This window comes from Paenibacillus sp. N22P23, from assembly GCF_059383735.1.
In genome coordinates, this window is sequence record NZ_JBXENT010000001.1 from 1,625,451 (window position 1) to 1,646,031 (window position 20,581).

Genomic DNA, 20,581 nt, shown 5'->3' on the forward strand with positions numbered 1-20,581 from the left:
TAAAAAAGCTTAGCGACCAAGTCTGCCGCATTACGCGCAGTATTGGATCGCTAAGCTTTTTCTATATGCAGTCTACCGTTTCTTCTCCTTTGCTGATGCAGCACGTGCGGCTATGACATCGCTTCTGTCGCGAAGCGTATGGCGGTTAATCAGCGCTTCGTCCATCCGGCTCGCCGCTCCCCACACGTACCCTTCCCGCTCCGCCGTTATCACACTTCGTGCGTGCAATTCTGGATCAACAATCGGCAGATTCAAATCTGTGAACGGCATCGCGCCTTCGATGGCCTCGACTCTCGCTGCAATCATCTCAATTACCTGCTCACCGTTAAGACCAATATCGTGCAAATGCTGCGCGTTAAGTCGCGACTGTGCTTGAAGCAGCATCTTGAGCGCCCCTCGATCATTATGCCGTCTATGATGATAGGAGCCGACTGCAATCTGAATGAGCCCTACCCAGGTCGAACCTAGCGGGTCGCCGGGATGCTCCTTCCAATATTCCTCAAGCAATTCATGGCATTCAAAATAATCCCGTGTCGCATGAAACTCGTAAAGAAACGACTCATAGGCCGCCGGATATTGCTTCGATTGCATCCATATCCCCCATTTCCGTAAAATCATTCGCAAAAAGAGAATGAAAACTGAAACCTTTGATTATATTAGACGTAATTGTACTGATTGGCAATATCAGCTGTTCTTGCAGCAAATCAGGAGGAGACTTACAAATGAAAAAGGGAATATTATTGCTGATGGCTTTCGCGCTTTTTTTCGCATTCAGCGCAGGGGCGGTTGATGCTAAACCTAGAGGCAAAATTTCTTCACCGAAGAAGAGCTACACGTCAACCCCATCCAAACCTGCTGACAATGTAAACAAAAGCACAAGCGGGACAAGCGGAACACCGAAGTCAGGGGCGGCTACAACAGGCAAACGCGGTTTCTTCAGCGGCGGCAGCTTTATGAAAGGGCTTATGATTGGTGGACTAGCTGGTCTATTGTTCGGCGGCATGTTCGGCAATCTCGGATTCCTCGGCGACATGTTCGGATTAATTATTAACGTGATTGCGATCTATATTATCATTGTTGCGATAAGGGGTATATTCCATTACTTCAAGAATCGCCGCAAGCCGTCGCATCCCGATCAGCGGAGACCTTACTAAGTTATGAGAATCTATACGGATGAGATCATAAACGCTATTTGCCTCCATATGGCAGAACGTAGAGGCGTCTCTCCGACGGATGTAGAAGCACAGCTGTCATGGGATGAGGAATACGGATACACTGCGGAGGTTTGGGTTCAAGGACGCAGTCAATACCTGGTGGAAGCGAATTTGCTGGAAGCCATAGAACAATATTTGTTAAAGCAATATCAGCTCCGAAAATTCCGTTCGCAGATTACACTGGATGCGGATGAAGAGTTCTGGGCCGATATTGAGGACTAAGTGAAACGGTGGAATCAACAAAAAGACGTACCAATTGGTTCGTCTTTTTGTATGTTTTCTTTGGTTGACCTATATCTAATCGATAAAATCCACGTACTCCAGCAGTCGCTTCAGCATAACCGCCGCTTCCGCACGAGTAGCCTTGTTGCCTGGAACAAAGTTCCCATTGCTCATACCATTGATGATGCCTGCTTTAACCGCTTGAGCTACAGGCTGCTTCGCCCAGCTGTTAATAGCTGCCTTATCTTTAAACACATCGAGAAGTTGATCATCGCCACTAGGCTGTTTGCCCGTATACGCAAGGGCGCGTGCAATGATAACTGCCATTTCTTCACGGTTAATGGAAGCGTTAGGTTTAAAGCTGCCATCTTCATAGCCTTTGACGAGACCGGCACTCACCGCTGCTCCAACTGCTCCAGCAAACCAGTCTTTACTGCTGACGTCGCTTAAACCCGCTGCTGCCTTGTTTTCCGACATGCCTAGCGCTCGAACGATCATGGCAGCAAATTCTGCACGCGTAATCGCCTGTTCCGGTCCAAATTGATCGCCGCTGCTTCCTTTGACAATCAACTTGGAAGCCATAAGCTCAATATCCGCCCGTGCCCAATGCTTGCTCACGTCGCTAAACGTTTTGCTGAGCTGTGCAATCGCGTAGATACTGTTTCCGTTACGCTGAATAGTAACAATCGTATGACCAGCTGCCGTCTTGAATGTTGCAGGCACGAAGGTGAATTCACCAGTCTCCGAATTGTACAACACCGCAGTAGTTGTCTTTGGATCAAGCTGCTGCGTAGTAACAATGGTCCGAGAAATATAGGTGCTGCCAAATTGCTTAATCTCCTCGCTCTTCCCGTTTGCTTGTACAGATACGGAATATTCAACTGGTGCTCCAACCAGCGTTACGCCGGTTAAAGCTGCCGAGTCCTTCACTTGCTGCGCTGCAGCGCCGCTTGCTTGTGCGATCGAGATGACAAGCTTCGCATCAGCACCATATTCGTTCGCTAATTTTGCTAAATCAAGAACATTTAGTGGCAGACTGTAGCTTGCACCGCCAATATCAATCGATACCGTCAGATCTGCTTTAAGCTTCCATGCATCAGCCAGCTCATTGATAAGCAGCTCCGCATTGACCGTCTGTACAGCCGTTTCCGTCTTAATACGAACGGTATGATCATCTTGATCTTTCATCAAATCAATCGCTTTGGTAAACGTACCGGCAGGAACGGTAAGCTTCCCATTGTTCAGTACGCCTTGTACCGTAACGCCATCGTCTGTTTTTACAGGCTCTGGGCCAGAGTTCGGCGGAGCTGGAGGTACTACCGGTGGATTATTTCCCGCCGTACCTGTTGTGAAATTCCAAATTTCGGACATACTTTGGCCGGTAAATGCATCTTCCGCTACCGCATACCACTGGTATTTCTTATTCGCTTCCAGGTTGCTCCAAGTTGCCGCGGCCTGCTCACCGCTTGCTACTTCATCCACCTTGCCAATGAGCTGGTCTGTATACACATTGACGTCCATGTAATCCGTAGCCACCCGCTTCACTTGCGGCGTCAAATCTAAATCCAGTGTGAATTCTTCGTCTTTATTCGGAAATTCAACCGGATCATAAAAGTTGTAATCGTCGAGGTATGGCGAGTACGTTTTCACGTACATTTTGTCATTCGCCATGTCGAATTGCAGCAGCTTGATGTAGCCTTGGCCGCCTTCAGGTCCGCCTTGATAATCCGATAGCATTTGGTAAACCTTACGATCCTTCACGCCGTCACCATCATCATCAAGCTCATCGACAAGCAGTTCCGAGTTATGATAATGGCCTGACAATACGGCAAATACATTCTTATTCTTGGTCACAACTTCTTCGAAGATTTTATCTGCAATCGGGGCACGGTTGCCCGACACGAGCAGGAATTCATGGAAGTTCAGAATCGCCTTACGGTTCGGATATTTGGCCAGCACTTCATTCATCCAATCGATATCCGAATCGCGGACGCCCCAGCCCATGTATACCATTATGAAATCATTGCCGTTCGAGGAAATGAGATCGTAATGGCCGCGGTTGTTATCAAGCGATCCGCCATAAGTCGGCTGGTCCTTGAAGCGATCTTCACCGAAATACTTCCAGTAATAATCGTACGCACCGAGCTGATGATCAACGTCATGGTTCCCGGCTAGAACACCATACGGAACATTGGCATTCTCCAGCACTTTCATGTCCGCATCGGCTCTTTCCCATTGAATTTCTTTATCTGCCTCATCTACGATATCCCCGGTATGGATCACGTATTTGATCTTCTGCGTTTCTTTGTTATCTGCGATCCAGTTCACAATATCCTCATAAATATGCGGATAGCTCTCGGAGTAATATTGCGTATCTGACATCCACGCGAAGGAGAAGTCAAATTTCTCCTGCGATACCGGCAGTTCATCCTGTACCATGACCTGAAGCGAATGTTTGTCGGCATAATCACCAGCATTTACCCATGCTCCAAGTGCAAAATCTTCAGCCCCCGCAATTTTGGAATCTACGCTCTTCCATTGCTTCTCCGACGGGCTCCATACATACATACTAACTTTACGGCCTTCAAGGGAATTGCCTTTCCAGCTCAATTCAATCTTATCCGTATCCTTTACTGAAGCATCCAATTGGACTTGGAACCGCTGATAAGGGAATTGTTCCGTTGAATCATCGATCAAGTATTGCTTGTCAATCGCGCTAATCTTATCGTAATCCTCTGTTGTCATTGCGCTTTCGCCGGCAGGAACCATTTCTTTCGGAGGCTCAACATCTGCCGCGTTGCGGAAACCTTGGAAATCCACCAGACTAGCTGCGTCATACTTGAAGCCTTTGAAGAACGACACGTTCATTTTGTCATTCATTGGATCTGCTACCTTAACGGTTAGTACAGGATTGCGGTCTATATCCGTTGAACCGGAAGCAGGCGTTACCAGTTCAGGCTTCGTCGGATTCTCGTCCGGTACTAAGAAGGTTACTTCTTTCTGCGCCATGTTACCGACTTTATCCGTAGCATGGATAAGGACAACATGATTGCCTGCAGTCAAGTCCTTCGACGAAGTCCCATAAGGAAGGCTGATCGGTGTTTCATCCAGCCATACCTCTACTTTTTCGAGCCCCGACAGCGCATCTTCCACAGATGCATCAATGGTAAACGGTCCACGGTACAATTTCCCTTCCTCCAAGGAGGTAGAAATCGATGGTGCGGTATTGTCGATTTGGACCTTTACAGTCTTCTCGCCTAATTGCGAATGGCTAACGGTAATAGCATGCTCACCGTCAGGCAGCTTTGTCGTGTCCAAAGCATAAGCCTTTGAAGCCAGGAGCTTCTCCGGAATGTCAAAGTTGAAGTCCATCACTGGGAATTTGCCTGCACTGTCCCCCATAGGGATAACGGTATCACGGTTTTTGTAACGTTCGTCAAAAATTTCGGTGCCGTCTGCAAACACAAGTCTTACATTCCGAACCGTAAAGTCGTCCTTATTCTCTTCTCCACGATCATCAAACGGAGAAGCTTTGGTACCCGCGCGGATCGAAATAATATTGCTGCCTGCCTTAAGGCGTTCCGCTGCAATAGGCACCGTTAATGTCGTATAGCTATTGATTGGATCTTGGAAAATGTAAAGTGCTTCTTTGCCGATCGCAACGCCGTTTTTGAAGTAATAGTTCACACCGTTTGCTTCAAAAGCGAAATAGGCTTCTTGTTCAACGGCTGTGTAGGTGTCTTCGATTTTCTCGGTTTGATCGACAGATAAGTGCAATTCAGAAGCAGGGGCACTCTCGGAGGTACCTTTAAGCACCTTCGTGCCAGCCAGTATTTCTCCGTCCTTCACATTCAGGCGCAAGCTTGAATGATCGGAATTCCCTGTTACCTGCACGCGATACTTTTCCGATGTTACCTCGTTCTTGCCGTCCGAAATCACATAATAATATTCGATATCATTTCGGCCAATCAACTCCGGTGAGTAGATCGTATAGTGATAGAGCGTATCCGCGAAGCTTTCTTCCAAATACCGCTTCGTATAGACATTATCGAGGTTGCTCTTATAGTAGAGCGCTACTGATTTCACCTTGTTCTCATCATGTGCTTCCGCAGTAATTTGCAGGTTTTTCGCTTTATCAATCTCGGCAATCCCTGTCAAATCTTTAAAAGTCGGTTCGATTGCATCTGCCGGCAGTTTAACGGCGATAACCGGAACTTGAACGGCAGCGACCTTCCCTGGTGTAGCAGCCTCTTTGCCAGCGCTGTATTTAATCATTTGCGTGCTTCCGGCAGGCGAATATTTGTAGAAAATCCCTTTATTCGCAACGGTTTCTTCATCCGTGTCATAATACACAGCAGAGATTTCCGTCTTCGTATTGGAGGCTATGACAATTCCGCGTTTTCCGCCGTTAGCCATACCGTCACTGTACATTTTGACGATATCGGTACCTTCAACGAGGTTTGTGCCGTAGAGTTTATTAAAATCGGCAACGGTTGTCTGTTTGTTCTGACTGTTAATGACCCAGAACACCATCGTTTTTTTCGAAGGAATTAGCAGTTCCTCTGAATCTGTCGGCCAGATTACATCGGCATCCGGTCCGGAATCGGTGTAACGATATTGAATTTTGTAATTTTTGAAATTGATCGTTTGATCGGTATTGTTATAAATCTCAACAAATTCATACCCGTCACCAGTCCCTACGTTCGTGGAGTCTGGAACAATCTCTGTCACCATAAGCGGCGGCAATTTATTGAAATCAACATCGCCAAGCCCGATCGAGACCGAATATGTACTCGACTTCACGGTATCCACGCCATCTGACGCCTGAATGTAGTATTGAAGATCCGTATCGGTAAATGCACTCTTCGGAATCGTCGCTGAGAACTGACTATTATCTCCTGATGTCATGGCTACCGACTGGAAGTCGCCAGCAGCACCAACTTTATAGTAAAGCGCTGCTGATAGTGTTTGATTATCCGGGTCTGCGATGGTTGCTTGAACCATTAAATCGTTATCGACACTTCCTGAAGTCGGTGGTACATGCTCAATAACAGGCAGTTGATTAACAGCAGGCGCAGGTTGTGCAGGAAGCAGTTCCACTTCTACAGAACCTGGCGTTGCTGCATTCACGGCTGCAGATTTCAGACTCATCCGATTTGTTCCATCGGTTGGATATTGATAGAAAATGCCTTTATCCACATCAGTCTGGGCATCAGTCTCATAGAAGGCTTCGGCAATTTCCTTACCTGCCTTGGAAGCAACGATGATTTTGCGCATGCCGCCGTTTGACATACCGCCGCCGCCATCGATCTTGAATAAGTTCGTGTTTTCTACAAGTGAAGTCTTGTAGTTGGCATTAAAATCAGCAGTGGTAAGGTCGGTGTTGACGCCGTTCATAATCCAGAACACGGAGGAGCTAAGCGGTGGAATAACCGCCGAATCCGGCAAAGGCCAAACCGCGTCAGCAGTAGAAGAATTCGTATAGCGGTAAATAAGCTGGTAATCCTTGAGCGAGATCGGGCGAGTCGTATTGTTATACAGCTCAACAAACTCATAGGCATCCGAATTCACTCCGTCTACATTGGTTGTATCCGGGACAAGCTCAGTGATCAACAGCACCGGTACTTTGCTGAAATCGAAGTTTTGCTGCTCGATGGCTACCGTATTTACAACAGTTTTAATGTTGTGAATGGGATCGGAAGCTTCGATATAGTACTGCAGTTCCGCACTCGTTAGTGCTGCTTTTGGAATAACGGCTGTAAAAGCAGTCCCCGAAGTATTCACCATAGGAACAGAAGCATACACTGCATCCGATTTGTTCTTATAAAAGAGAACTGCGGTTGGTGTATCATCCGCATCGGTGATTTGGGCCGTTATCGTAAGATCTTCACTACTTGTCCCCTGTGTAACCGGGGTATGGTCAATATTCGGAGCCACATTGACAGGAATATCCGGGAATTGATAGTGAACAGATGGGATTTGCTCGGCCGCCAGTGTACCTGGTGTTGGAGCAGATTTGATGGCAAATTTATCGGTTTGTGTACCACTCACTGGCAGCTTAAAGTGGTCGCCGAGACCGGCAGCAATATCTGTTGCAGCCGTATACCCTGATTTCGAAATTTCAATGCCTTGATTGTTTTTGATGACAACCGTGCGGTCGTTGGTGTTGTGGAAGCCTGTGAAGCCAGCAACTTCAACAATTTGATTATCGGCAAGGTTCACACCATATTTCGTGTTAAAGTCTGCCAAAGTTTTACCGGTGGAATTGTACCAGAATACCATGACTTGCTCGGGAGCGAGCGATTTCTCGCCAAACGTAAACGTTGCATCCGGTGTACTAGTCGGATAACGGTACAAGAAGGTATAGTCGTTAAGACGCAGCGTTTTGTTGGAGTTATTGTACACTTCGAAAAACTCATAATGGTCGTCGCCAGCCACATCCGGGTGAATCTCAGATACGAACAGCTCAGGCACCGTGTTTTCATCAGCTGCTGCAACGATACCTGCCGCGGAGATTAGGCTCATTATCATACTTGCTAGTAGAAGGCTTGCGATCCATCTCTTGTATCTTTTGTACCTCGTGCTAATCATTATTTGAGCACTTCCTTCCGGTTGAATTTGAATGTAAATGTGATGCTGCCATCAAATTGTTAGAAGACGTTCGATCAGCCAGTACAGGCCCATTACTCCTACAATGGAGGAGGCTCCGTATAGCCAGATTGGACCTTGAGTCAGCTTATAACGTCGACCTAGCCACAGAAGCGGCACAACGATAGCCAGTACTGCAAGCTGTCCGATTTCGACCCCAAGATTGAAGGAGAACAGCGGAAGTGCGACATTGCCTGACAAGGTGCCATGGAGAATTTCAGCAAAGCCAAATCCATGAACCATCCCAAATATAACGGTAACAGCCATACGCTTATTGTCGCTGCTATTCTTCCGGAACATATTTTCAAAAGCAACAAAAACGATACTTAAGGCTATAAGAGGCTCGACAATTAGTGGCGACAGCGACGCCAGATCAAGCGCATATAAAACAAGCGTAATGCTGTGTCCGACCGTAAACGCGGAAATTAGCTTTAGCATGGTCCATCCATTCGTTCCAGCGGCAAGGATAAGTCCAACCAAGAACAGTAAGTGGTCAGCGCCAGACCAGATATGCTCCATCCCCATCTTCGTATACTCGCTTAGCTGCGAAGTCCAAGGCGATGATGGTGTAATCAGGCTCGACTGATCGTCATTATCATTGGTTGCTTGTCCTTCTTTGCCGGTGTCTGTGCCATGATAGCCTTCCATTTGAAGAATAGTGTTGGAGCTGTTGATGACTTGTACGATGGACTGCTGCCCCATTCGGATCGTTGCAAAGCTTCTATGGTCTGGATTGGTACCGTCATAGAAGTTATATTGAACCATGAACCGATCAACTGGCTCTGCATAGTCATAGGTAATGTCGATCTCGACCATGGGCATTTTTGCTTTCTCTGTTTGTTTGACCGCTGTTATTGCTCCGATCCCGATTTTACTGTTACCGGACACAATCAGTCGGTCATTAATTAATGCGGTGAGTGTATCCTTTCCGTCAGTCAGCTCGCCTTCTGTAACTTTGCCGTCCCCATTCTGATCTATAGTCGGCAGAGCTTCAATCAGCTCTCGTTCCAATAAGAATAGGTTATACGCCAAGCTTTGATCCTTAATGGTAATATCTGAGAATCCCGTAGAACTGAAATGGGCTTGTGCCGTACCCCCAAACAAGGTGAAAAACATCCATAGGCTTGCCAATACAACGCCTGCGCGTACTCGTATTCTCACATGACTCTCCTTTCTATCTAACTCGAAGATCGTAATAGACAACTTCATTAATATAGAGTTCGATTGTCATAGAGGCGTTATTAAATGATTAAGAAATTGTTGAGATCGTACAGCACACGTCAAAGAACCCCCTTCAGATGTGGAGGGAGCTCTATGAATCGGCATTTTCCGCCTCTTCTAGTTTGTAAATATCGGTAAATGTCATTTTTTGCGCAACCTCCCACCTATTTCTACGTCTAAAAGAGTAGATTCAGAGAGGAGTGTTATAGAAGCAGATGGTTATTCGTAACAAATGGACGTTTATTCTCGCTGCTATTTTGGTCATTCAGGCTTTATTTGCGACGATATCGGCGACCAATAGCGACGCTGCCAGTCCCTCAGCAGACAATACGTCCAAATTTCGTGTCTACCACAATGATGCTGCCATGAAGGAATTTGCTGCAGAGAGCAGTGCTGTTGCTTATGCAAAACAATTCACGTACACGCATGTGGAAAAAATCGCGAACCGAGAATGGGTTTGGGATAATCTTCCGAGGTATAAAGTGTATGAGAACGGTGTTACTTCAATCGGTCGGGAGTTCCGCACACTGGCTGAAGCACAGCGTTTTGCAAGCAAAGTTCGTTTCGCGCAAATCCGCGATTTAGAGAAGCCCGGATTCATACAGAGCAATTATCCGAACTTTCAAATGTATCAAGGTGATAAAACGCTGGCAAACTGGTCATTCGTGAACCTTGCTGATGCGAAGAAAGCTGCTAAATCTTACGGCAACATCCATATTATTGAGCTGGCAACCAATCAGTGGGTATGGGATAATCTGACCGTCGCTCAGAAGGCCGCTCATCGCAAAGCACCGCTCACATACAGCATTGTGACAGACAGTTTTGTTCCTGAGAGCACGCCAACTTATAGCTTCTTGTTGGATGCGATACGTGCTTCATCCAAAATATCCGGGAGCAGTGTTGTAAATACAATAACGGGACAAATCGTACATACAAATATTCCAACCTTCACAGTCGTCCAATCCGGCCCGGTTCTGGCCTCTTACTATAACATTCAAAGTGCGATCCAGTATGCCAAATCCCTTTCCGGTGCATCTGTATTGAAGAATGGATTAACCTGGTGGACTAACGTTCCTTATTTAGCCGTTTATCAAGGTGACCAGAAGCTGCGTTCGTTCCACACCCGTAAAGGCGCAGTGGATTTTGCCAATTCCTATGCCGGCTCTACTGTAATGACAACAGATATGCGGGCGATCTGGAACAACAAGAAGAAGCTTCAATTGGTGGCATGGAACGGTACGTCCCGGACATCAACCGTATTGGATCAGATCAGTCAAACACAAGGGCTCGATGTGGATTCTCCTTCATGGTTTGAGCTGGCTGGTGCAGACGGCACTTTCACAGACACCTCGGATCCTGCCCTTGTTCAATCGTTGAAGGCATCCGGCATCAAGTTGACGCCGCTCGTAAGCAATCAATTCGATGCTGCGCTGACTAGCGCATTTCTGCGGAATGCGACAGCGATGAATACATTCATCACGACCCTTGTCGGCAAACTGGCTGCGCTTGAAGTCGATGGTGTGAATATCGATTTTGAAGGCATGGCTGGAAAAGATCGCGATTTATACACTGAATTCGTTCGTTCGCTTACAAGCGCGGCGCACAAAGCCGGCTTAACCGTTTCCGTCGATCTGCCAAGAGGCGACGTAAGCTGGGATGCCAAAACCGCCTATGATCAACGAGCATTGGCCGAAATCGTCGATATGATTATGATTATGGCGTATGACCAACACTGGAAGGGCAGTGACGAAGCTGGATCAGTTGCTGAATTGACTTGGGTTGAGGATGGCGTAAAGCAATTCCTAGCTTATGGCGTTCCGCGCAGCAAGCTGATGCTGGGCATTCCGTTCTACGTACGGGAATGGCGTATTGATGCAGCAGGCAACCTGGTAGACAACAAAGCGATCTATATGAGCGAGTTGCCTCGAATCATTACAGAACAAGGCGCTACTCGCACGTTTGATGCCGTCGCCGGACAATGGAAATACAAATATGTGGGCCAAGACGGGTACACGCATGTATTCTGGGCAGAAACAGCCGACACCGTTAAAGCACGTGTCAACCTTGCTAAGAAATATGATTTAGCCGGCGTTGCCGCATGGCGTCTCGGTTACGAGCAAGCAGATCTATGGACGATGCTGCTCCAACAGAAGTAGCATCTGCGGCCAAGTAGTACTACAGGTTCTCGATATGGTATGATATTGACGTTGATTGTTCGGCAATTCACTTCATAACCGTTAGGAGACTGCTGTGTGTCCAAATTAAAAGAAATTCAATCCCTCGATGAGTGGAATGCGGCATTTGAAGCATCAAGCACACGTCCATTGGTCGTGTTCAAACACAGTACGACATGTCCGGTAAGCGCGAATGCGTACACAGAGTTCTCGAATTACTTGAAGAACAATGAGGCCAATTCAACTGACACCGACTTTGTATTGGTCAAGGTCATTGAATCACGCCCGGTATCGAACCAAATCGCGGAAGATACTGCGGTCAAGCATGAATCCCCGCAAGTTATCCTAATTAAGGATAAGGCGAAGTATTGGACTGCTTCACACTGGTCCATTACGGAAGCACATATGACTGCGGTAATGAATTAAAAGGTGAAGGCCCCTGAGGCAAGCGGATAGACGCTTGTTCTCAGGGGCTTTTTTTTTGTATTGAAAAACCCATATATTAGAAGTTCCAAAGACAACTGTCCAAGCGGGCAGATTACGGATTGCATTAACTAGTTAGAAATATGGATCGGAGGGTTATACCTATGGCATGCGAGAACACTGTAACGGCTTTAACCTGTTGTTCGGATAATGATTATGTGCAAGACAAAGTATGTACGCCGTGGAATGGTACCGTTGTTGCAACAGATGTTTTGCTTGTTCTCTACGCGAACAATCTTAATCAAAATCTAGTGGGTACCGGCTATATTCAATATGAGCTCGGACCGGCTGACATCGTATTAGATGTACTTAACAGCGCTGGCGCACCCATGATTACCCCCATTACCCTTACACCCGGAATGAGTTTCGCTTTTACTTACCGCCGCTTCAGCACGATACGATTAACACTGCCTGGAGCAACAGCAGGTACTTATCAAGGAGAATTTTGTATTACTACCCGCTATCCCGTATAAAGAATGAAATAGGAGGAGGGACATGCAAATGTGCAATTCGTCACTTAGTTGTTGCTCAGAGAAAGTCATGGTGCAAGATAAAGTATGTACGAACTGGCAGTTAACGGCTGCTGGTACTCAAACCCTCTATGCAGACAATCTAACTCAGATTATTACCGGCACAGGTTATGTCAAAATTGAATCCAGTACCGGTTCGATCACGATCAACTTTCTCCGAAATGCGGCGACGATCCAAACGATCATTATTCCAGCCGGAAGCAGTTCTTCGTTTACAGTAGGCCGCTTTGATACGATTACACTAACGGCAACAGCTGCAGCACAAGGTGAATTTTGTATCACCGTTCGGTATAACCTTTAACAGGCATAAGGCGGCTCCCCAATTAATTGGAGAACCGCCTTTTTCATTGTCAGCTTGAGAGGGTTAGTGTTGTAGAGATTGAGTATTTCCCCTCTATATAAGTCGACTCGATGCCTTGTGTTGGAATACGAATCGCTCTTATCGCTTGCCCGATATAATTGACAGTGCTGCCTGGCGGCACCACCATGCGCTTCGTGTCTCTCCCTTCGATATCAACCTCCAATGCTTGCGTGCTGCTTTCGTTTGAGAAAATGCTTATTTGTGTCACCGACAGATAGGAGGCCGCATTCAGTTCCCATAATTGAAATTCGGGCTGTTCACCTTGAAGTAATAGGTTTCCACAACATTCTTTCTCAAGGCTGAAAGTCGTTTTCATCTTCGGTGGATCAATAGGATATACATAGGGCGGCGGCTGCGGAAGAATGACATTATTCGTTTGAGGGGGACATAGCGGCTTTGGATGCGCTCGCCATTTTCTTTTATGCCTGTGATTGCATGTTCTAGGTGGTTTGCCGTTTTTTCGGGATTGGCAAGAGGGCTGCTTCTTCCGACATAATGTCCTATTCAGCATACTCCCCCTCTTTTCAGTAAACGAAATAAAAAAGCTTTCTACTAGTAAATGCCTCTTCTCCGATCATTGCCATTGCTAAACAGGATTTAATTTCCACTTCTGTTAAGTCAGTTCATGCATCGACCAAACAACGCCGCGTGTGGCCCCGCTTCCAATATTAATTGATATTGTCAATCCATCAGAATTGTAAAATAACCCCACGACATCGCCGGCTTGAAGCGCGACATCACCTGCCAGTGTGATCTCCCCATTTCCGAGTACAGCTCTTAAAGTTAACAGCAGGACGATGTTTACATTAAGCACAGGTAGAAGTCCGCTGACTAAATTGGTCGCCGTTGGCGAAGTACGCTGCACTGCAAAAAAAGGATTGATGCCACTGCCAAGGCTAACGGAAACTGCGGCAGTTGTTAAATAGTTGATGGTTGATTTGATTGCGTATCTACCTGTTACAGGTACCGTAAAATTACCCGTCACGGGGTTAAAAGCCGCATTTCCGTAGTAAGGACTCGCGACTGACCAGTTCGTGAGTTGGGCACTGGCGCTAATTGATAGCGTAGCTAAGAACGCAGAGAAACCGGTCGCAGCAAAATTCGGCCCTGTAGGACCAGTCGCTCCCGTCGCCCCCGTCGGCCCATTTGCTCCCGTCTCCCCCGTCGGCCCAGTCGCTCCCGTTGCTCCCGTCGCACCCGTTGCTCCCGTTGCTCCAGTCGCCCCAGTCGCACCCGTCGCACCCGTTGCTCCCGTTGCTCCCGTCGCTCCCGTCGCTCCCGTTGCTCCCGTCACACCCGTCGCCCCCGTCGCCCCAGTCGCTCCCGTCGCACCCGTTGCTCCCGTTGCTCCCGTCGCCCCAGTTGCTCCCGTTGCTCCCGTCGCCCCCGTTGCTCCCGTCGCCCCCGTTGCTCCCGTCGCTCCCATCGCCCCCGTCGCTCCCGTCTCTCCCGTCGGCCCCGTCGCTCCTGTCACTCCCGTTGCTCCCGTCGCTCCCGTCGCCCCCGTCGCCCCCGTTGCTCCCGTTGCTCCCGTCGCCCCCGTCGGCCCCGTCGCCCCCGTTGCTCCCGTCGCTCCCGTCGGCCCCGTCGCCCCCGTCGCACCCGCAGGTCCAACGGGACAACAATGCGTTCCTTTCGAGAGCCCATCGCAGCTCAAAACATATTTGCCTGTACATGAGCAATGTCGGCGGAGCGAGCTTTCCAGGAAAACATCGCCTGATTTAGAGTTACCATTTGGCATGACTTGTGCCCCTCCGTTCCATTTACCCAAACAGTCTACTACTTCTACAATTCTCAACTTCACTATTAGTAGTAGATGGTCGTCACCGCTCATCGCTTGTACTCAAGCCTGTATTTCTTTAAAATTGGCGATTAACACGCAAAAAAACTTGCCACGATCGTGACAAGTTTCTAAAGTCTGTCTATACCTTTCATCCAATCTCCGTTCCTTTGCTGACTAATACAGTTCGATTGCGTCCTTCATGTTTGGCCTGATACAATGCTGCATCCGTCATTGCGTAAAGTGCTTTGACGCTGCGTGCATGCTCGGGGAATGAGCCGATTCCCGCCGAAATCGTGATGTAGCGCCCAGCGACAACTGGTATTTTCTTAAGCGAAGCGTGCAAGCTCTCGATGACGTCATGCGCTTCCAACTGACTCGTTTCCGGCAGCAATATAATGAACTCTTCCCCGCCGTAGCGCCCGCATATATCATCTGATCTGGCCACTTGTTTCATAACATCTGCCAGTTTCTTCAATGCCTTATCACCTGTCTGATGACCGTATTTATCATTAAATTTTTTAAAAAAATCAATATCAATAAGAACCACAGCAAACGATCTGTTGATCTCAACCCAATGATCAAGCGTCTCATCGATATGACGCCGGTTAGCTAGTCCAGTCAATTTATCGCTTAATGTCTCTTTCTTCAAATCACTCACTTCTCTGTCAAAGGAGCTTCTATAGAAATCGATCATGTCTTTAATCTGTTCGATCTCCATATAATGCGATGATTGTGTCACTGGCGGAATGTTCGTATCTCGGTCCACCACTGACTTGGAGTAAATCGCAAGCTCCCGAAGAGGCCGCATCATCTGGTTGATCGCAAATATGCTTAACAGCAATAGAATAAACATAATAGGTGTCGTAAACATAAACATCCTCTTCATGGCTTCGAACGTCGGCGCGACAAGTGAAGCAGTCGGGGTTTGGATAGCCACCCCCCAGCCACTGGAGGGCATTGACGCATAACCAATCAGCAAGTCTTCCCCATCCACGCCGGATAGCCGCTCATTTCCGCTCTCGCCTGACTTAAAATGCTGAATGATTTCAGATTGCCAGGCATTTTCACCCGACCGATTCTGATCGGAGCTATAGAGAAGATTGCCGTCTTTATCCGATACCCATGAGGTGGTCTGCTCTTCAAAATCACGATTGCCAACGATTTGCGTAAACAAATTACTCTCGTCCAAATAAATAGAGCCCAGCACATAACCTGCGTACGCTCCGTCAGCACTTTGAATCGGCTCTGTCATCGCAATAATGCGCCTCCCGGTCAAAGAGGTAAACGGCTCCGTTATGAGCTGTTCTTTTACGTTAAAAGACAAGTCCAGCAGAGTGGAGTGCTTCCCGATCACGCCTAACTCCGGATAACTCGCTACATAAGCACCCGCAGAATCGGCATATACAAGTGAATTAAAATACAGCGTTTTTGCCGATTGAGCAAATAAATTGTCGATGAACGCTGGATTATGACTATATTGCGAAATATCACTGGATTTGCTTTTTAGAAACCGCTGCATCTCCTGGAATGAAACCTCTGTTGATTCCGCGATTCTTCTGGATAATTGCTCATTAAACGCCAATGTTTTCTGTACCAGCAGCCGGTGCGTTGAGAAATAAAACCCAATGAGCGCCGTAAGATAGATTGCTATGATAAATAGCGAAAGGAACGAGATCATCCTCTGCCTCAATGAAATAGCGTTCATGCCATCACCCCTTGAGAAAAGTCACTAGGCGTTAGTGTATTCGAAACAACTTAATACGCTCTGCAACAAGCTTAGCGCTTTTGTTGAGTGAGTCGCTCAAGTTCGATACTTCTTCCATTGCAGCAGCCTGCTGCTCTGTTTCTGCCCCGATCGCCTCAGAAGCATTGAAGGTGGTGCGCGAAATGGCTGCAATATGTGAAATGAGTGCTGACAATTGCTCACGCTTAAGCCCTACTTGCTCGAAATGCTCGAAGGCCCGATTTATATTTTGATTCATTTCCACCATCGACTGAGCCATCGCATGAAATGCTCCCTTCGTTTGTACCGCCGCCCCCGACTGTCCCGCAGCGACTTGCAAGGAAGCTTCCGAAAGTTCTTTCAATGCCCCTGCATCGTGACTTAACCTGTTGATCTGTTTACCAATTTGTCGGCTTGAGTTCAGTGCCTCTGCCGCAAGCTGCAGGAACTGCGCATTCGTTTCCAGTTTGGGCCCTTGGATCTGTTCTTGTAAGACAAGCTCCGTCGTAATGGAAGCTTGTTTCGCGAATTGCTCCGCTAATCGTTCAATTTCCACCGTATTTACGAGTAAGTTATCGCCATACTCCCTGATCGCTTTCCATGCAGTTTCATAGTCACCAGCCGTATGCTCGAAAGCTCCCAGCAGGTTCATACTTGTTTCATTCGTGATCATCGCGGATTCAATAACAGGTCGGCAGCGCTCTATCTCCTTCGTAAACAGCCGAACTGTCTCGGACAATTCTGCATATACCTGAACACCGGTTTCCGTATCTTGACGCTGCTCATCGGCGCCTTCCGCCACTTCAATAATGGTTTTCGCGACCTCCGTGATGGAATAGGCTGTTTCGCGGGTAGTTTCGGCGAGCACAGTAGAAGCGCTGAAAACTCTTGAGAACGCTTCTGATATATCGCGTAAGCTCTCTCGAATCTTATCCATCATCTCGTTATAGCTGCTTGTCAAACGCCCGATTTCGTCCTTGGAGCGGTAAGCGGACCGGCGTGTCAGGTCTCCTTTAGCAGCCGATTCCATGAGCTTCATTAGCGCCATGATTGGGTTGATAAATTTGTTAGATGCGAACCAAATGACCAAACTGGCTGCACTTGCAAGCAATAAGGAAAGACCTAGCACCTTCTTTTGAAGATCGTATACAAATGCATAGGCATCCGATTCTTTTTGTACCGTAATGACGGCCCATTGTTTGGATGAACCCGGCAGTTTCACAGGTTTAAACGCAACAAGCAAGCGGTTTTGCCCATTGTCCAGGTAACTTCCAGTACCCGTTTCCCCTTTAAAGGCACGAGCAGCAATACTGCTTAAATCCGAACCAAAATCGATAGGTACCTCTTCCGTGATTTCGTACCCATTCTCATCCTTCAGAAGCTGACCGTGAATGTCTTTCTTCCAGACCGATTTCGTTAACGTCTTGAAGTTGTACATTTCTTTCACATATTGCTTATTCGGATGGGCGATAACTGTCCCTTCCCCATCGAGAATGATGCTGTAGCTGCCTTTACCGGTAGAATCCCGATCCACCAGCGCCTGCAGCTCATTCATCCTAATATCCGCACCGATGAATCCTTGCATGTTCCCGGCAGTGTCCACAATCGGAACGAAAAGCGACGTGCTTGCGGAATTGCTAAAGATGGAATAATACGACTTGCTGACAAAGCTGGCTTGAAGAGCTTCCATTTCCTTAAACCACCAACGCTCTTTGCGATTGCCGAGAATGCCCTCTGATCTCGCAGTTTGCATGCCGTCCATTCGTAGAATGTAGAGCAATTCAAACTGAGGATTCCGCTGCGCTGATCGCTCTAGCAGTCGCTGCTGCATAGCAGTGTTGAAATTTATGACCTCTGGTTGATCCGCAATTTCACTGACAACGCGATATGAGGTTTCGATAAATGATGTGACATTAGAGGAAAGGGCAGATGCAAAGGCTTTATTCTTTTCCTCGATCGTATCCTTATACTTATCTTGAACAACAACGTCATAAAACAAGTTCGTAATCGCCAAAGGAACAAGCACCAACATTAACGTGATCATGATGAACTTACTCTTGAGTGATTTCATGTGGCCTTTTCCTCTCTCAATTCATTCTACATATTTCGACATATTCTCTTAAAATAATACTATTTTCTACAAAATTAGTATACATTTTTTGGTTGAAATGCAAATAATCAAAGAAGCTTGCCACAGTAGTGACAAGCTTCCTTCCCATCTCTTATGCAAACACCATATTTTTGCCGTAGAAAATTTCGTCCATTTCCCACTTTACGCTCTTCTCAATATCAAGCTGCTCTTCCTTACTAAGTGTGTCCTTGGTGTACCCGAACAAGTAGTTGTTCAGATCAAATTCCCGCAGCTTGCATTTGGTATGAAAAATATTTTCCTGGTACACATTCACGTCAATCATCTGGTACAAATCTTGAATCTCTTCCGGAATGTAACTTTGAATCGAGCTGATCTCGTGGTCTATAAACAGCTTGTAGCCGTTTATGTCGCGCGTAAACCCCCTCACCCTATAATCGATAATCATAATATCGGTATCGAAGGAACGAATGAGATAGTTCAGCGCTTTAAGCGGTGAAATCTCGCCGCATGTAGAAACGTCAATATCAGCCCGGAACGTACTGATTCCTTCATCCGGATGGTATTCAGGGTACGTGTGCACAGTGATGTGACTTGTGTTCAAATGCATGGCAACCGCATTGGGAAGCGGACCTGGCGATTCCTCATACGATTCATGTGTCGCTTGCTCAAGCGGACCTTCCGATACGAGCATCGTCACGCTTGCCCCTTGCGGCTCATAATCCTGCTTGGCTATATTCAACACATGAGCGCCGATAATTTCGGCAACGGTCTTCAAGATGGATGTCAGCCGATCCGCATTGTATTGCTGGTCTATGTAAGTGATATACGATTCACGTTCTTCTTTCGTTTTGGTAAAACAAATATCATACATATTGAAGCTTAACGATTTGGTCAAATTGTTAAAGCCGTGCAGCGTAATGCGCTGCTCCGATGTTAATTTCAAAATGGGCTCCCCCTAAATGTAACGCCTCCGGCGCGAAAATATACAGCTGCACTTAGCATGGGAAGCCTGGGCAAGTTCTATCCCAGACTCGGAAACATTTTCATTTCCTGCAAGCCTAGAGGATCATATTCACCTCCAAAATGAAACCTATAGTGATTATCAATTCGGACATAACCAAGGATGCACACCGCCCGATCCCTTCGGAAAACACTGGAGTAATTCTGATTATCCCGATTCCCCTCAGCTACAAGTATTTCTCCCTCATCACAGTCCAAAACAACTCCGATATGATCATGCGAGTTATCGGACAACAGCTTTTCATAAATAACGATGTCTCCGCGCTGAGGTGTGAAGCCATTTAGTCCGTCGGGATAGAAGAACCCATTCTCAGGCAGCTGCGCCCATTCCAACCAAGCACCTACACCAGCGAACCGACACTCACCATTCGGGTAACGAATCGGAAGCAGAATTCCGGCTAACCTGCAGCAATGATACACGAAAGCAGCACACCAGCTGCCTTTCAGCACGGTGTAGATATCCGCGTCCGGCCAGTACCGGCAGATCACTCGGTAGTTTTGATCACCTGCAGTTCCGGTAATATTTTGGGAGGCAAGCTGTTCCGCAATGTCAGCAAGCAGGGCTCTTTTATTCATCTCGCTGCTATTCATTTCTACACTGTTACCATTCGCAGTAATAATCCGTTCACCAGGGATGGTCAGTTCGTTTAGTACATTTTGCAACCTCTGTGAATCATGCTGGGAAGCAGCTGGCCCTCTCTGTTGAAAATATCGCTGGAGCACAACCGCATCCTTCACGATTTCATCAAAAGGTCCATGGATCTTATCCCGCTCACCATAATAGAAAATCGCATGAATAATCGAATGCATCTCTTCCTTACTAAATAAACCAGTATCTCTCATTAACGGTCTTACAGCTTCAGCACTATTCGGTCCGCGAAAGTCTGAAATGCCAGTCTTGTAGTAATAATAATCGTGAAGAAGGCCTGCAATGGAGGCGATCTCCTGGTTATATCCTCTCTTTAACGCAAGTAGTGAAGCGAATGTGGATACTCCATATAAATAAGTGCATGCTTCTTCCTTTAACGCTGCGCTATCGACTGACTTCATCATGTCGTGAAGTATGATTCGGATACTTTCAACCCGTGATTGCAAGGATTCCAAGGTGAG

15 protein-coding genes are annotated in these 20,581 nt (G+C 47.1%); 6 read left to right on the plus strand and 9 right to left on the minus strand.

Annotated elements, in window-relative coordinates; all coding sequences use genetic code 11:
- Positions 1–72 precede the first annotated feature (72 nt).
- Positions 73–591, minus strand: coding sequence for a DUF309 domain-containing protein (locus AC506A_RS07725; RefSeq protein ID WP_495460373.1), 519 nt, complete (start codon positions 589–591; stop codon positions 73–75).
- 131 nt (positions 592–722) lie between these two features.
- On the opposite strand from AC506A_RS07725, the gene AC506A_RS07730 reads away from it, so the two are divergent.
- Both AC506A_RS07730 and AC506A_RS07735 read left to right on the plus strand, forming a co-directional pair.
- Positions 723–1,154 (plus strand): hypothetical protein, encoded by a 432-nt coding sequence (locus tag AC506A_RS07730; RefSeq protein ID WP_495460374.1) that lies wholly within the window; start codon positions 723–725, stop codon positions 1,152–1,154.
- A 3-nt stretch (positions 1,155–1,157) separates the two neighbouring features.
- On the plus strand, positions 1,158–1,436 hold the full coding sequence (locus AC506A_RS07735) for a YxcD family protein (protein WP_495460375.1): 279 nt from the start codon (positions 1,158–1,160) through the stop codon (positions 1,434–1,436).
- 75 nt (positions 1,437–1,511) lie between these two features.
- On the opposite strand, the gene AC506A_RS07740 is transcribed toward AC506A_RS07735, so the two are convergent.
- Together AC506A_RS07740 and AC506A_RS07745 are read right to left on the minus strand one after the other, a co-directional pair.
- Entirely contained in the window at positions 1,512–7,961 is a 6,450-nt protein-coding gene (locus AC506A_RS07740) for an S-layer homology domain-containing protein (RefSeq protein WP_495460376.1), read from the minus strand.
- A 117-nt stretch (positions 7,962–8,078) separates the two neighbouring features.
- Positions 8,079–9,245, minus strand: coding sequence for a HupE/UreJ family protein (locus AC506A_RS07745; RefSeq protein ID WP_495460377.1), 1,167 nt, complete (start codon positions 9,243–9,245; stop codon positions 8,079–8,081).
- A gap of 275 nt (positions 9,246–9,520) precedes the next feature.
- Between AC506A_RS07745 and AC506A_RS07750 the strand changes: the two genes are divergently transcribed.
- The 4 genes from AC506A_RS07750 (at position 9,521) to AC506A_RS07765 (ending at position 12,793) form a co-directional block, all read left to right on the plus strand.
- Positions 9,521–11,461, plus strand: coding sequence for a glycosyl hydrolase family 18 protein (locus tag AC506A_RS07750; RefSeq protein WP_495460378.1), 1,941 nt, complete (start codon positions 9,521–9,523; stop codon positions 11,459–11,461).
- Between the two features lie 96 nt (positions 11,462–11,557).
- Entirely contained in the window at positions 11,558–11,905 is a 348-nt protein-coding gene (gene ytxJ / locus AC506A_RS07755; protein ID WP_495460379.1) for a bacillithiol system redox-active protein YtxJ, read from the plus strand.
- Between the two features lie 161 nt (positions 11,906–12,066).
- On the plus strand, positions 12,067–12,435 hold the full coding sequence (locus AC506A_RS07760) for a DUF3992 domain-containing protein (protein ID WP_495460380.1): 369 nt from the start codon (positions 12,067–12,069) through the stop codon (positions 12,433–12,435).
- 22 nt (positions 12,436–12,457) lie between these two features.
- Positions 12,458–12,793 (plus strand): DUF3992 domain-containing protein, encoded by a 336-nt coding sequence (locus tag AC506A_RS07765; RefSeq protein ID WP_495460381.1) that lies wholly within the window; start codon positions 12,458–12,460, stop codon positions 12,791–12,793.
- 49 nt (positions 12,794–12,842) lie between these two features.
- Here the strand turns inward: AC506A_RS07765 and AC506A_RS07770 are convergent, their stop codons facing one another.
- The 6 genes from AC506A_RS07770 to AC506A_RS07795 form a co-directional block, all read right to left on the minus strand.
- Positions 12,843–13,169 carry an S-Ena type endospore appendage gene (locus AC506A_RS07770; RefSeq protein WP_495460382.1) on the minus strand — a complete coding sequence of 109 codons (327 nt, stop codon included), beginning with the start codon at positions 13,167–13,169 and terminating at the stop codon, positions 12,843–12,845.
- A gap of 297 nt (positions 13,170–13,466) precedes the next feature.
- Entirely contained in the window at positions 13,467–14,594 is a 1,128-nt protein-coding gene (locus AC506A_RS07775; RefSeq protein WP_495460383.1) for a hypothetical protein, read from the minus strand.
- 190 nt (positions 14,595–14,784) lie between these two features.
- Entirely contained in the window at positions 14,785–16,341 is a 1,557-nt protein-coding gene (locus AC506A_RS07780; protein ID WP_495460384.1) for a sensor domain-containing diguanylate cyclase, read from the minus strand.
- 31 nt (positions 16,342–16,372) lie between these two features.
- The gene (locus AC506A_RS07785; RefSeq protein WP_495460385.1) at positions 16,373–18,430 is read right to left on the minus strand and encodes a methyl-accepting chemotaxis protein; all 2,058 of its coding nucleotides are present in this window, start codon (positions 18,428–18,430) and stop codon (positions 16,373–16,375) included.
- 151 nt (positions 18,431–18,581) lie between these two features.
- Positions 18,582–19,394, minus strand: coding sequence for an adenosylmethionine decarboxylase (gene speD / locus AC506A_RS07790; protein WP_495460386.1), 813 nt, complete (start codon positions 19,392–19,394; stop codon positions 18,582–18,584).
- 77 nt (positions 19,395–19,471) lie between these two features.
- Complete coding sequence (locus tag AC506A_RS07795) at positions 19,472–20,575, minus strand: CHAP domain-containing protein (protein ID WP_495460387.1); 1,104 nt, start codon at positions 20,573–20,575, stop codon at positions 19,472–19,474.
- Positions 20,576–20,581 lie beyond the last annotated feature (6 nt).